This window comes from Archangium gephyra, from assembly GCF_042230915.1.
In the GTDB taxonomy this organism is placed as follows: domain Bacteria; phylum Myxococcota; class Myxococcia; order Myxococcales; family Myxococcaceae; genus Archangium; species Archangium gephyra_B.
The window spans coordinates 2,702,559-2,715,032 of the sequence record NZ_CP102578.1; the positions used below are offsets into that span (position 1 = coordinate 2,702,559).

Below are 12,474 nucleotides of genomic sequence, written 5' to 3' on the forward strand. Positions count from 1 at the left end.
TCGTGTTTCCGCCGCATGCTCAGGAGAGGGCCACGGGCGCGGGGGGCGCGGCGGCCTGGAACTGGCTGACGCCGGCGAGCTCCGGCGGAGCGCCCGAGAGCATCGACTGCAGCGCCTGGGGATTCTGCGCCAGCTGCTGGAGCAGCTCGGGGTTTTGCGCCAGCTGCTGGAGCAGCTCGGGATTCTGGAGCAGCTGCTTCGCCAGCTCCGGGCTCTGCTGCAGCAGCTTCTTCAGCAGCTCGAGGATGCCACCCGCGCCCCCGGCCCCACCGGCAGCGGGCGCACCACCTCCGGCTCCACCCGCGGGAGCGCCGCCCTCGGCTCCACCCGCGCCCTCGGCGCCGCCCTTGGCACCGGCCCCATCCAGGCCCAGCGCTCCGAGCAGCTTCTTGGAGTCCACGCCCAGGCTCTCACACAGCTTCTTGATGCCCTCCACCGCACCTTTGAGGTCACCCGAGGCCAGCTTCTGGGTGACGTCGGACACGATGCCGCTCAGCTTCGCCGCGGCGGTCTGCGGGGCTCCGCCCACCGGCGACGAACGGGAGATGTTGGAGAAGGAACCGACCGCGCTGCCCTTGATGGAGGAGATGCTCATGGCTTGGACCCCGATGGGTGGTGAGGGAGTCGCCCGGTTGTGGGCGGCGTGCTCACCCCAGAGCAGGAGGTGTGCCAATACCTCCATGCTGCTCGGGGCCCTGCCAGGTGCCCGGAATTCCTCGGGGTTGGCCCGAGGACCGGTCACCTCCTGGTGACACCCGGCTCCACCGGAGGGCCCGGGAGCCTGGTGTCCGCCGTCATCAGGTGGTGACGCCTGTCACCACCCGGAGGACGGGACGCGAGGTCAGGACTGCGTGGGCTCGGTGCTACCGCCCTCGGGGCTGGGCGTGCCCTCGGCGGCGGCCTCGGCCGGAGCGGACTCCTCGCCCTCGGTGGGCTCGTCGTCGCCCTCGTCCACGGGCTCATCGCCCCGGGCCTCCGCCTCCTGCTGCTCCTTCACCTGGTCGTCGCTCATGAAGCCGATGGGCGCGTCCTTGCGGTTGAGGAAGCGCACCGACTTCTTCGAGATGGCGAACATCTGCTCGGCCACCGCGGCGGGCACCAGCGAGTGCTCGATTTGAGCGGGCTCCGGGCGCTCCACCACGCCCAGCGTGCCTTCCTCGAGCTGCTTGGCCTGCGTCTCCGTCAGCTCCAGGCGCCGCAGCTTCCCCTTGCGCGTCATGAAGTAGAAGACGGTGGCGCCCACGTCCACGGGCACCTGCCCGTTGAGCACCAGCTCGCGCAGCTTGCGGTCCAGCTCCACCTGCTTCTTGGACTCCATGCGCTGGGCCGCCTTCGAGCCCGGCAGCGGCGGCAGCTTGGGGACGATGCCGCCCGTAGGCTCACCGCTGGGCCGGCCGCCCTGGGGACGTCCACCCTGGGGGCGTGCACCCGGGCCCTGGGGGCGTCCACCCTGGGGCCGCCCACCGGCGCCCTGGGGTCGGCCACCCGCCTGCGGAGGACGTCCACCGGCGCGGTCGTCACGGCGGGGCGGACGCTCGTCACGCCCCCGTGCCTCACGGGGTTCACGGGGCTCCCTGTCCTGACGGGCAGGCGGGCCCTCGCGCCGGGCCTCCTGCGGCGGGGCGGGACGGCGAGCGGTCGGGGCGGTGGTCTCCGCCTTCTTGGCCTGGTCCTCGGAGACCAGGCCAGCCTTCAAGAGCTTGTCACGCAGGTTCTGCATAGGTGGCGTTCTATCCCGTACATTGGCGCGCGCAAGCCGTCCCTTGCCGCTCCAGCACCCACCCCGTAATTTGGGCAACCCCGCATGGAGCCGGAGGAGTCGTGACCCGTTTCCCCAAGTTCGCCCTCGCCGCCACCCTGGCCCTGGCCACCGTGGCCTGCCAGGATCCCGTCGACAAGGCGGCCAAGGCTCGCATCTTCTCGCCCGAGGATCCCCCGAAGGTGGTGGCCTCGGCCGCCGAGAAGCTTCCGCCCGAGGACGTAGCGGAAAACCCCCGGGTGGCCCGCCGCATCCTGTCCATGGACGCCGCCGAGGTGACCGAGCGCCTGGGGCCCCACGCCTTCAAGGCCACCGTCAGCTACGAGTGGACCGGCGCCCAGGGCACCGTCCCCACCAAGCTCACCGAGACGCGCACCTTCCGCGCTGGCCCGGGTGGTGTGAGTGGAGATTTCCACGGTGTGCTGGAGAACAGCCGGGACCAGGGCCTGGAGGTGATGCGCGTGGGGGGCAAGGTGTACGCCCGCAACCGCTACGGCACCTTCCGCCAGCGTCTGCGCGACCGCGGCATGGCCGAGCGCACCCGCACGGAGCTCACCGGCGCCATCCGCGACATGGACGCGCTCTTCCGGGGCCGGCTGCAGCTGTCGCCCCAGGGCACCGTCACCCACGAGGGCCGGACGGCCTGGCGCTACAACGTGTCGCTCGCCCCGGAAGGGGACACCGGCACCATGCCGGCCGCGCTGCCCGCCGTCTTCGAGCCCAAGGGCGGCCGGGACGACACCACCAAGCGCCGCTTGGCCTTCTTCGAGAACCGCACCCCCAAGTCGCTCACGGGCGAGGTGCTGGTGGACACGGAGACGTCCGTCGTCCTCAAGACGCGGCTGGACGGGCGCATCGTCGTCCCCGCCAATGACGCCGGGGGCGCCGCCGAGCTGCGCATGGTGCTCGAGTCCGCGCTGAGTGAACTCGGCCAGGACCCCAAGTTGCAGCCGCCGGAGAACTTCCTGCCGGACGCGGACAAGCCGCAGGGCATCGCCGACGCGCTGGACCGCTTCGGCATCCCCCGCAACAAGCCCGAGGGCAGCACCACGCCGGGGGCCGCGCAGCCCGCCGACGAGCCCGCGGACGAAGAGGGCAACTGAACCTGCCAGGTGTTGTGAGGGTGTCAGGCCGCTACAGGGAGGCAGCGGCCTGTTGGAAGAAAATTTGACCCTCTACTTGCGATCTCTAGAATCCTCTACGGTTGCGGACCAGACGCATCCGACATGAGCGGATGTTCAGGTGCCCACTGCAAGGGAGCGGAGATGGAGCGCAAGGTCGGTAGCAGCACGACGGTGACGTCCAAGGAGGTCAAGGCCGCGTTGGAGAAGACGCAGACCCTGACGGCCGAGGAGGAGAAGGTGCTGCGGCTGCGTCACGGTGCCGGTGCGCCCAGCAAGAGCGCGCCGCTCCCGCGTGCCGCGGGCAACAACGAGCAGCTGGGTGACGAGCTGCTCCTCATCGAGATGCAGCTGATGAAGGCCATGCGCGAGCGCACGGGCCAGACGAAGTCGGCCAGCAAGCCGAAGGCGGCGGCCACCGGCGCCAACGCGACGAAGGACAAGATCGTCCGCGCGCTGCGCAAGAAGAAGTAGTCCCCCGGGAAACCCAGGGGACGGCGCTCAGCGGTCGAGCAGAGCCACGAGGCGGGCCCCCGCCTCGGGGAGCGTCAGTCCTTTTCCCGAAATCTCCGTGGCGAGCGCCTCGGCGTCGTCGGTGCCGCCGCGGGCGAAGAGCCCCTGGAGCCAGCGGCCGGCGGTGGGGTTGCGCCACCAGTCCTCGTTGAAGCGGCCGGTGAGGTGCGCGGTGAGGCGCGTCTCCAGGGCCCAGCCGCGCAGGTAGCGCGTGACGTAGAGCTGGGGGTCCACGTCGAAGAGGAAGAAGCCCGGGTGCGCCTCGACGAAGAGCGCGCGCCGCTGGGCATCCGCGTACTCCTCGGCCCGCTCGGGCGAGGGGCCATGCTCGTACAGGGACAGCTCATAGGGCAGCCGGGCGCAGTGCCGGCGCAGCACGGTGAGGGCCTGGAAGGCCGCCATGCGCGAGGCGTCGCGTGCGGTGGCCGAGGGCTGACGCAGGTAGCGCTTGAGCCACTCCTCGTCCATGAGGAGCCGCTCGAACAGGGTGGCGAAGGCCTCCGTCACCGAGGCGTCCTCCAGCCGGCGCAGCTCCAGCGGCAGTTGGTCCGACACGTGGGCGTGGTGCAGGGCGTGGCCGTACTCGTGCAGGAGGCTGCCGAGGGCATCCAGGCCCGCGCGCCGCTGGAAGACGAGGCGCACCTCGCCGGGCACGCGCACCGAGGTGGTGAAGGGCCGGGAGGCCTTGCCGGGGCGCGCCTCGTCATCCAGGCGGATGCGGCCCTCGGCGGACGGGTGGAAGCCCCACTCGCCGAGCCAGCGGGTGACGGCGGGCAGCGTGTCCTCGCGGCGGAAGAAGCCGCTGAGCCAGGGCACCTGGGTGGCGGCCTGCAGGTCATGCCGGCGCGCGTGGCCCGAGGGCAGGGGCCGCAGGTGGGGCTCCACCTTCCGGAGGACGTAGGCGAGCACGTCGCGGTAGGCGTCCTCGGTGAGGCGCAGCGTCTGCTCGGCGGCCTCGGCCAGGGGTTTGAGCGCGATGCCGGAGACGTCCTCGCGCAGGGCGGCGTAGCTGGGGGCGCGGAGCTGCTCGGTGACACGGAAGGAGGCCTCGCGGCGCTCGCCGTAGCGGCCGCGGTTGTCCCAGAGGAAGCCCCCGGTGGCGCCTTCGAGGAGGGCCCGCCGGCCGCGCTCGGGCTCCTGGGGGAGCTGGCCGAGCGCCTCGCCGAGGGAGAGGGTCTGGTCGTCCACGGAGAGGCGGGAGCGGGCCTCGAGCTGGGCGAGGGCCTCGGCGGTGGGGGCGGCGAGGGCCTCTTCGATCTGGGTGGCGATGAAGTCGCGCAGCAGCCGCAGGCGGCGCACGCCGAGCAAGTCCCCCTTGGCCTGGGCCTTGGGGATGGACTCGGTGACGGCGGCGAAGGCCTCGGGGGAGGCGATCTCGGGCGAGTTCTCGTAGAGCTCGCGCAGGGGGAAGTCCTGGGCGAAGCCGGCGGCGTGGCGGTACTGGAGGGTGGCCAGCTCGGCGAGGAAGTCGTCCAGGCTCGCACGCAGGGCAGGGAGGGGGCGGTCCATGGCGTGGCGGAAGGTAGACACTTCGGCCACGGGGGAAAAGAGCCGAGTCGCTGCAGCGTGCCGTGCTGGACCCTGAAGGTTTCCAGGTCAGCAGGCGAGCGACGGACCCGCTGTCCCGCCCGTCCCTGGGACTTCGAAGTGCGCCAGCACCGCGGCCAGCGCCTGGGGATGGCTCCGGAGGGACAGCGCGTCCGGGCCGAGGACGTAGTGCTCCTCGATGCGCTTCAGGTCCGGCATGGGGATGACGGGCCGGTGCAGGAGGCGCTCGGCGGTGCGCCACGAGAAGCCCATCATCCGGCAGGTGGCGGGCCGGCCAATGCGGTGGCACAGCCAGGGCGTCATCTGCTCGAGCTCGGTGGTGAAGAAGGAGCCGTGGGCCGCCCAGGGCACGCGCTCCACGCGGACGCCATGGGCCGGGCACTTCACGCGACGGGGCGCGTAGCTCAGCCACACCGGCGTGCGCTCCAGCGCGAGATGGCGCCACCGGCGCACGGGCTGCCTGTCGTAACCGCGCCAGAAGTCGTTACAGATTCCGCACCGGCGTGCGGGCAACTGGGGCCGGACCTGGACCTCCAGCCCATGGGGCTGCAGGCGGGCGCCCTGCACGGACAGGCCCTCCAGTCCCAGCACACGCTCCAGCAGCTCATTCACTCCCAGGCTCTCCATCGCTGTCTCCTTCCGGAGGGCGTCATTGCCCTCCCAGATGCGATGGGGCGCTGTGCAAGGCCATGGCCAGGAGTGCTCCCTCTGCGGAGCCAGGTCCCGGCCGTCTCCCGTGGGCGACGGCCGTCCCGGAGCGCGAACGCCTGTCTTCGCTAGGCGCTCTCGCCCTTCACGGGCAGCTCGAGCGAGAAGGTGGCGCCCTGGCCGGGGCCGGGGCTGGTGCAGCCGAGCCGGCCCTTCATCTCCTCGGCGGCCAGGGCGCTGATGTGCAGGCCGAAGCCGTGCCCCGTCTTCTTGGTGGTGAAGCCCTGGGTGAACAGGCGCGCCACGTTCTCCGCGCTGATGCCTACCCCGTTGTCCGTCACGTCGATGCGCAGCCGCTCTCCTCCGGCCGCGCGCTGCACGTGGATGCTCAGGCACTTGTCCTCTTGCGCGCTGTCCACCAGCGCGTGGCGCGCGTTGCTCAGCAGGTTGATGAGGATCTGCAGCAGCTTGTGCCGGTCCACGAAGATGAGGGGCACGTCGGCGTAGTCCCGCACGATGCGGATGGCCAGCCGCTCGAAGGACACGGCGTGCAGGCGCAGGGCCTCGTCGATGAGCTGCGGCACGTCCACCTGCTCCACCGCCCCCGCCGAGCGCGCGTGCTTCTGCTGCATGCTGACGATGGACTTGATGTGCTCGACGCTCTGGGCGAGCGCCTGCATCTCCTTGAGCATGGCGTCGCGCTCCTCCACCAGCTGGTCGGACACGGCGATGAGGTAGGGCGGGAGCTGCTGGCCCTGGGAGTCGCGGGTGAGGAAGGCGGCCAGGTCCGTGGCGTGCTCGCGCAGCAGGCCGGTGGCCTTGGCCAGGCCGGTGACGCGCGAGCGGCGCAGCTTGTCGGTGACGAGCGTGGTGGAGATGTTGACGCTGTTGAGGGTGTTGCCCACGTTGTGGAGCACGCCGGTGGCGACCTCGGCCATGCCCGACTGGCGCGAGACGTCCACCAGGGTGCGGTGCATCTCTCCCAGCCGCGTCTCGGCCTGCTTGCGCTCGGTGATGTCGCGGGCGAAGAGCGTCACCCCCACCACCCGGCCGTTCTCCGCCAGGATGGGGTGGAGGCTCATGTCCCGCACGATGCGGGAGTCGCCCAGCTCGTACGTCTCCTCGTAGCGCAGGCGTTGGCCCTCGCACACCAGGGCGAGGCGCTCCTTCCAGAGCTGGATGCGCTCCGGCTTCGCGTAGCGGAAGAGCGGCTGCCCCAGCTCGAGCTCCAGGCCGAGCATCCGCTGGTGGAAGTTCCTCATGGCCGAGTTGGCCACGAGCAGGCGCCCCTCGGTGTCCATCAAGACCACGATGTCGTCGGTGCTCTCGATGATGCTGCTCAGCTTGCGCTCGCTGTCCCGGAGTTGCTTCAGGGCCCGCTCGAGCGAGTGGTGGGCCGCATCCCGCGAGGTGCTGTGCAACGCGCTGATTCCCCAGATGCCCAGGAAGGCCAGGCCCGCCATGAAGTGCCGGACCCAGAAGCGGGGCAGGGAGAAGGACTCGGCGGGGAGGCTGGAGAGGTCGATGTGCCGCAGGACATAGAGGGGGTAGAACCCGTCCATGACCACGGCGATGAAGAGGGTGTAGAGCAGCGCCCGGCGCGGCCCCAGCAGGTACACGGCGAAGGCGGGGAGCAGCAGGTTGGTGGCGTGCACGCCGCCTTCGAGGTTGGCCTTGTTCGCGAAGAGGCCTCCCACGAAGCCGACCGTGAGGGTCGCCAGCATGACCACCGCGGGCAGCACGATCGTCCTGGCCTTGCGCGCCGCCACCAGGATCGCCAGGTACAGCACGCCCAGGATGCCTGGGATGGGGGAGTACGGCGCGAACAGCGTGCTCACCAGGTACAGCGAGGCGAGCATGAGCATGAAACACGCGGCGCCGACGAGCACCCGGTGACGGACGAGGTCCCCGGGAGGCGCGTTGCGCAGCGGCTCCGAGAGGAAGAAGTCCAGCCAGCCCAGGATCCCCGGGGCCCTCTCGGTGACCGGAGCGGCCGTGGCCCGGGGCTCAGGAGGAGGGGACGCGTTCTGACTTGTCTCGGAAGGGGTAGGGAGCGCCATGTCAGGGGAGCAACGGCGAGGGGGGCGCCCCTCGGCGGCTCGAGGCGGTATTGTGAGCCGGATCCGGGCTTCTCAATAAGGAGAAACCAGGCAGGCAAGGGGCACATCGCCCTGCCGGGCTTCTCCGCCCTCGCGGCGCACCTGCCCGCCTACCGGCCCCGCCGTCCCCCGCCGCCACGGCCTCGCGGAGTGGAGCCCGCTCCGCGCGAAGGGCCGCCCTTGCGTCCTCCCGCCCTGCCGCCCGGGCGCTCGCCGCCACGGGGGCCGCTCCTCCCCGGGCCCGCGCTCCTGCCGCGCGGCTCCTTCGCGCCACGGGCGCTGTCCCGGCCGCTGCCGCCTTCACCCCGGCGCGCGGGCTTGGCTCGACGGGTTCCCTCCCGGTCGAGGGCACGCTCTCCACGCGGAGCCTCCTCCCTCCCACGGCGAGGCGCCGAGCCCCGGCCCGGAGCCTCCCGGCGGCGGGTGTCCCCACCGCGGCGCTCCTGCCCCTCCCGCCGGGGGGCTGCTCCCCGGGCCTCGCGCTTCTCCTCGCTCGCGCGAGCGGGGCGGGTACGGGCCTTCTCCGGTGCGCGGGGAAGCGGGATCGCCCCGGACTTCTTCACCGCCTGCTCCTCCTGCCCGGACCGGTAGTTCTCCATCTCCTCGCGGAAGACGGGGTCCGTGCGCGGCACCTCGGCGCGCGGCACGGGCATGCGGATGATGCGCTCGATGGCGCGCATCGTCTCCTCGTCCCGCTCGGTGACGAAGGTCGAGGCGCGCCCGCTGGCTCCGGCCCGCGCCGTGCGGCCAATGCGGTGCACGTAGTCCTCGGGAGAGTGCGGCAGGTCGAAGTTGATGACGTGGCCCACGTCCTCCACGTCCAGCCCGCGCGAGGCGATGTCGGTGGCCACCAGGCAGCGGTACTGCCCCCGCCGGAAGCCCTCGAGCGCCTGGCGCCGCTGTCCCTGCGTGCGGTCGGAGTGGATGAGGGCGGCCTTGTGGCCCCCGCCCTTGAGGGCCTCCAGCACCTTCTCGGCGCGCTCGCGGGTGCGGGTGAAGACGAGCGCGCTGAGCTGATCCCTCGCGAGCAGGCTGAGCAGCAGCGGGTACTTCTCGTCCGCGTCCACCTCGTACATTTTCTGCACGGCGCGCGCGGCGGGCGTGCCGCTGGGGGTGACCTCCACCTTGACGGGCCGGCGCAGCAGTTCCTGGGCGAAGAGCGTCACGTTGTGGCCGAGCGTGGCGGAGAAGAGCAGCGTCTGGCGCTCGCGGGGCAGGGCGGCGAGGATCTGCTGCAGCTCGGGCAGGAAGCCCATCTCCAGCATCCGGTCCGCCTCGTCCAGCACGAGCATGCGCACCGCCGAGAGGTTCGCCGCGCCGGACTTGATGAGGTCGGCCAGCCGGCCCGGGGTGGCGAGCACCAGGGTGGGCCGCTGGCGGAGTGCCTCCACCTGGGCGCTCATGTCCGTGCCGCCGATGACCACCACCCGGGAGACGCCGCGCGGCTCGCCGAAGAAGGCGGCCTCCTCGGCGATCTGCTGCACCAGCTCGCGCGTGGGAGCGAGCACCAGTCCGGCGGGGCCCGGCTCACCGGCCAGCCGCTCGATGACGGGCAGCAGGTAGGCCGCGGTCTTGCCCGTGCCGGTGGCCGCGCAGCCGATGACGTCGCGCCCGGCGAGCGCCGGGGGGATGGCCTGGGCCTGGATGGGGGTGGGCGCGGTGAAGCGGGCGCGCCGCACCGCACCGAGTGACTCAGGAGAAAGGCCGAGGGTCTTGAAGGAATTGCTCACACACCAGGGGCTATCATGCCCGGGCGCGCGGAGCGACCTACAACGGCATACCGGAGGCTCTGGGCGAACAGCCCCTTTCCCGCCTGACCGCTACCAGCGCACCTGGAACGTCATGTCCTCGGGGCCCGTCTGCTCCCAGCTGCTCTGGGGCGCGCTGACCCCGGTGGCGTTCAGGGCGGCATGGAGGATGCCGTTGTAGTAGTCGCCGGGGAGGGGCACCCCGCGGAAATCCATCCGGTAGTGTTTCGGGCCGAGCTGCTCCACCGTGCGCGTGCCGAAGTTGCTGCTGCGGCCCACGAACTCGGGAACCTTGCGCATCAGGCGATCCGGCCCGAGCAGGTGCAGCGCGGCGAGCTGGATCTGCCCCAGCAGCGTCTTGCGGTAGCCCTCGAAGAGGCATGCGCCCACGCGGAAGAGCCCCTCGGACGGGTGCAGCGACCCGAAGCGGGTGCGCGCCAGGAAGTGGAGCACCTCGGCGAACTTCTCCACGGCGATCTCCGGGGGGGCGTAGTCCGTCCCGCCGCTCAGCCGGACGATCTCCTTCATCTCGGCGGAGCGCTCGTGGATCTCGAGGCTCCGCAACAGGCCCTCCAATGGGGCGTAACGCATCCGCCGGGGGGCGGGGTGCGGCGACGAGGCCGCGGCTGCTGGGGGCATGCATCACCTCGTGAGCGATTCTCACCCGAGGCGTGAGACTGGCACAGGCCCAGGCTCGAATGCCATCCAGGGGCCCGTGCACGCGCGAGCCCCTTCCTGACGCACTGCGCAGAGGGCACCGGCTCAGGCCGCCTTCTGACGCGCGCTCCCCCGGCGGGCACCGGCGTACTGCTGGAGTGCATCCGCCGCGCGGCGGTGGCCTCCCGTCTCCCTCAGCTCCTTCTGGAACTCCGCGAGGCGCGAGCGGTAGCCCGGCTCTGTGTCGAGGCGCTCGATCGTTTCACGCAGCACCTTCGGGTCCAGGGCCTCCTGGGCCGAGAGCGCGGCACCCAGCCCCAGCTCCCTCACGCGCGAGGCATTGAGCGGCTGATCCCCGAACTGCGGGAAGACGGCCAGCGGCACGCCGTGCCAGAGGCCCTCCATGGTGGAGTTCATGCCGCCGTGGGTGAGGAAGACGCGGGCGCGCTCGAGCACCTCGAGCTGGGGCACGCGCTGGCGCACGAGGAAGTTGGCCGGTACCGGTCCGAGCGTGGAGGGCTCCACGCCCTTGCCGCAGGCCATCACCACCTGCCAGCGGGTGTCGCGGAAGGCCTCGAAGCAGGCCTTGTAGAAGCCGGGCTGCTGGTTGATGGGCGTGGTGCCCAGCGAGATGAGCAGCACGGGTTTGCCCTCGAGCCGCTCCAGCGGGAAGTCTCCCCGGTCGTTGCGCGGCAGCACGGACGGGCCGGCGAAGACGAAGCGCTCGTCGAAGGCCTCGGCATCGGGCTGGTACGTCCGGGGGACGGGGATGAGGTTCAGGTCCTCGACGCTCGTGAACGCCGCCCTGGGGTTCATGCGCGGGAGCCCGTGGCGCCAGTGGTGCACCTCGGAGGTCCACAGCAGCCGGAGCAGGCCCAGCAGGGCGCGCGGGGGAGGAGCGCCCTTCATGCTCTGGCTCAGCGCGCGCTGGAGCGTGGGAGAGTGGCTCAGCGCGAAGCTCGTCTGGAAGATGGCGGCCGGCAGCCCCAGCTTCGCGGCGGCGGCGCGGCCCCAGACGGCCATCGGATCGTAGACGACGCAGTCGGCCTGCTCCGCCCGGGCCCGCTCCACCACCCCGGGGGCCGCGAGCAGGCTCTGACGCATGATGCCCAGCAGCACCGGCAGCATCTGCTTCATCGCCTGTGCTCCCCCCACGCCGGTCAGGCCCGAGACGCTGGGCGGAAGGCCGAGCCCATCATCGAGCAGCCGGAGCGAGGCCCCGGTGTTGCGGATCGCCGCCTCGAACTCGCGGGTCCCGTAGACGAGGACTTCGTCTCCACGGGAGACCAGCTCCTGGATGAGCGGGAGCATCGGGTTGACGTGGCCATGGGCCTGCATGGGGAAGAAGAGGAATTTCATGGGCGCTGTCTACTTTCGCGGGCGCGAGGGCGCCGTGATTATTGCTCCACCTCGCGATCCCCAGGAGGAAGGCCGGAGGGCAGGCAGGCCCGCTCCGCTCCGCCCGTACTCTCCGTGTACACCGTGCCCGGTCCCCGTTCGTTAGACTCCTGTGCCGCCGTGTCCGTCTCCACTGTCCAGACTCCTGGGGCCCGCCTCGGGGTGAAAGCCCGCGCGTGGGTGCTCGGGATGGCCCTGCTGCTCGGGGGAAGCCTGAGCTGCCAGCGGCCGGCCGAAGCCGCGAAGCCGCTCGTCTACGCGGGCTCCGGCAGCATCAGCGACACCGTCCTGCCCCCGCTCAGCGAGGGCTTCGTCCGCAGGGGAGGGCTGCCCGTCGAGGCGAAGCACTACGTCGGCTCCTCGGAGGGCTTCAAGCTCCTGATGGAGGGGCACGCGGACCTGAGCGGCCTGGCGCGCTCGCTCAAGAGCACGGAGAAGGCCCAGCACCCCTATTACGTCATCATCGGGTATGCCGCGCTCGCGGCGTACGTCCACCCGGACAATCCCGTCCCGGCCCTCAGCCGGTCCCAGCTCAAGGCGTTCTTCACCGGCCAGGTGAAGAACTGGAAGGAGGTGGGTGGGCCGGATGCCCCCGTGGAACTCGTGACGGTGGAGCTGTCCACCGGCTCGGGCACGACGGACTTCTTCCGGGATGCGGTGATGGAGGGCGCCCCGTTCGCCCCCACGCAGGCCTTCAAGCACCCCCGCGAGGTCCTGTCCTTCGTGGCCGCGCATCCGCACGCGCTGTCGTTCGGGACGCTGGCGCCTGGCGTCCAGGGCGTCCGGGTGGTGCCGCTGGAGGGCGTGGCGCCGGAGCCCGCGGCGATCCGCACGGCGGACTACCCGCTGTCCCGGCCGCTGGTGCTGGCGACCCGCGGCGTGCCCGAGGGGCCACTGAAGGCCTTCCTCGACTACGTGATGTCGCCCGAGGGACAGGCCATCGTCGCGCGCTCCTTCGTTCCCGTCCGCGAGGCCCGCTGAGC

Annotated in this window: 11 protein-coding genes; 3 read left to right on the forward strand and 8 right to left on the reverse strand. The window is 71.6% G+C overall.

The features are described 5' to 3' along the window. Positions 1 to 19: 19 nt before the first annotated feature. Together NR798_RS10785 and NR798_RS10790 are read right to left on the reverse strand one after the other, a co-directional pair. Positions 20 to 595, reverse strand: coding sequence for a hypothetical protein (locus NR798_RS10785; RefSeq protein ID WP_375771370.1), 576 nt, complete (start codon positions 593 to 595; stop codon positions 20 to 22). 246 nt (positions 596 to 841) lie between these two features. Continuing rightward, a complete protein-coding gene (locus NR798_RS10790; RefSeq protein WP_375771371.1) occupies positions 842 to 1,720 on the reverse strand; it encodes a DUF2058 family protein in 879 nt (292 codons plus the stop codon). Between the two features lie 101 nt (positions 1,721 to 1,821). Here NR798_RS10790 and NR798_RS10795 point away from each other — a divergent pair, with 101 nt between their 5' ends. Then, complete coding sequence (locus NR798_RS10795) at positions 1,822 to 2,862, forward strand: hypothetical protein (protein ID WP_375771372.1); 1,041 nt, start codon at positions 1,822 to 1,824, stop codon at positions 2,860 to 2,862. 162 nt (positions 2,863 to 3,024) lie between these two features. After that, on the forward strand, positions 3,025 to 3,354 hold the full coding sequence (locus NR798_RS10800) for a hypothetical protein (RefSeq protein ID WP_375771373.1): 330 nt from the start codon (positions 3,025 to 3,027) through the stop codon (positions 3,352 to 3,354). A 27-nt stretch (positions 3,355 to 3,381) separates the two neighbouring features. On the opposite strand, the gene NR798_RS10805 is transcribed toward NR798_RS10800, so the two are convergent. The 6 genes from NR798_RS10805 to NR798_RS10830 form a co-directional block, all read right to left on the reverse strand. Beyond that, positions 3,382 to 4,902 (reverse strand): peptidase M3, encoded by a 1,521-nt coding sequence (locus tag NR798_RS10805; protein WP_375771374.1) that lies wholly within the window; start codon positions 4,900 to 4,902, stop codon positions 3,382 to 3,384. A gap of 87 nt (positions 4,903 to 4,989) precedes the next feature. Then, positions 4,990 to 5,568, reverse strand: a complete 579-nt coding sequence (locus NR798_RS10810) for a hypothetical protein (RefSeq protein WP_375771375.1) — start codon at positions 5,566 to 5,568, stop codon at positions 4,990 to 4,992. 149 nt (positions 5,569 to 5,717) lie between these two features. After that, positions 5,718 to 7,454, reverse strand: a complete 1,737-nt coding sequence (locus NR798_RS10815; RefSeq protein WP_375771376.1) for an ATP-binding protein — start codon at positions 7,452 to 7,454, stop codon at positions 5,718 to 5,720. 344 nt (positions 7,455 to 7,798) lie between these two features. Further along, complete coding sequence (locus tag NR798_RS10820; protein WP_375771377.1) at positions 7,799 to 9,418, reverse strand: DEAD/DEAH box helicase; 1,620 nt, start codon at positions 9,416 to 9,418, stop codon at positions 7,799 to 7,801. Between the two features lie 90 nt (positions 9,419 to 9,508). Further along, on the reverse strand, positions 9,509 to 10,000 hold the full coding sequence (locus NR798_RS10825) for a DUF2378 family protein (RefSeq protein WP_375771378.1): 492 nt from the start codon (positions 9,998 to 10,000) through the stop codon (positions 9,509 to 9,511). 198 nt (positions 10,001 to 10,198) lie between these two features. After that, on the reverse strand, positions 10,199 to 11,452 hold the full coding sequence (locus NR798_RS10830; RefSeq protein ID WP_375771379.1) for a macrolide family glycosyltransferase: 1,254 nt from the start codon (positions 11,450 to 11,452) through the stop codon (positions 10,199 to 10,201). A 201-nt stretch (positions 11,453 to 11,653) separates the two neighbouring features. Between NR798_RS10830 and NR798_RS10835 the strand changes: the two genes are divergently transcribed. Continuing rightward, entirely contained in the window at positions 11,654 to 12,472 is an 819-nt protein-coding gene (locus NR798_RS10835) for a phosphate ABC transporter substrate-binding protein (protein WP_375771380.1), read from the forward strand. Positions 12,473 to 12,474 lie beyond the last annotated feature (2 nt).

Excerpts from the sequence above, each read along its gene's own strand:
- NR798_RS10785 (WP_375771370.1), bottom strand. The coding sequence starts at position 595 with ATGAGCATCTCCTCCATCAAGGGCAGCGCGGTCGGTTCCTTCTCCAAC.
- NR798_RS10790 (WP_375771371.1), bottom strand. The coding sequence starts at position 1,720 with ATGCAGAACCTGCGTGACAAGCTCTTGAAGGCTGGCCTGGTCTCCGAG.
- NR798_RS10800 (WP_375771373.1), top strand. The coding sequence starts at position 3,025 with ATGGAGCGCAAGGTCGGTAGCAGCACGACGGTGACGTCCAAGGAGGTC.
- NR798_RS10805 (WP_375771374.1), bottom strand. The coding sequence starts at position 4,902 with ATGGACCGCCCCCTCCCTGCCCTGCGTGCGAGCCTGGACGACTTCCTC.
- NR798_RS10810 (WP_375771375.1), bottom strand. The coding sequence starts at position 5,568 with ATGGAGAGCCTGGGAGTGAATGAGCTGCTGGAGCGTGTGCTGGGACTG.
- NR798_RS10815 (WP_375771376.1), bottom strand. The coding sequence starts at position 7,454 with ATGCTCATGCTCGCCTCGCTGTACCTGGTGAGCACGCTGTTCGCGCCG.
- NR798_RS10830 (WP_375771379.1), bottom strand. The coding sequence starts at position 11,452 with ATGAAATTCCTCTTCTTCCCCATGCAGGCCCATGGCCACGTCAACCCG.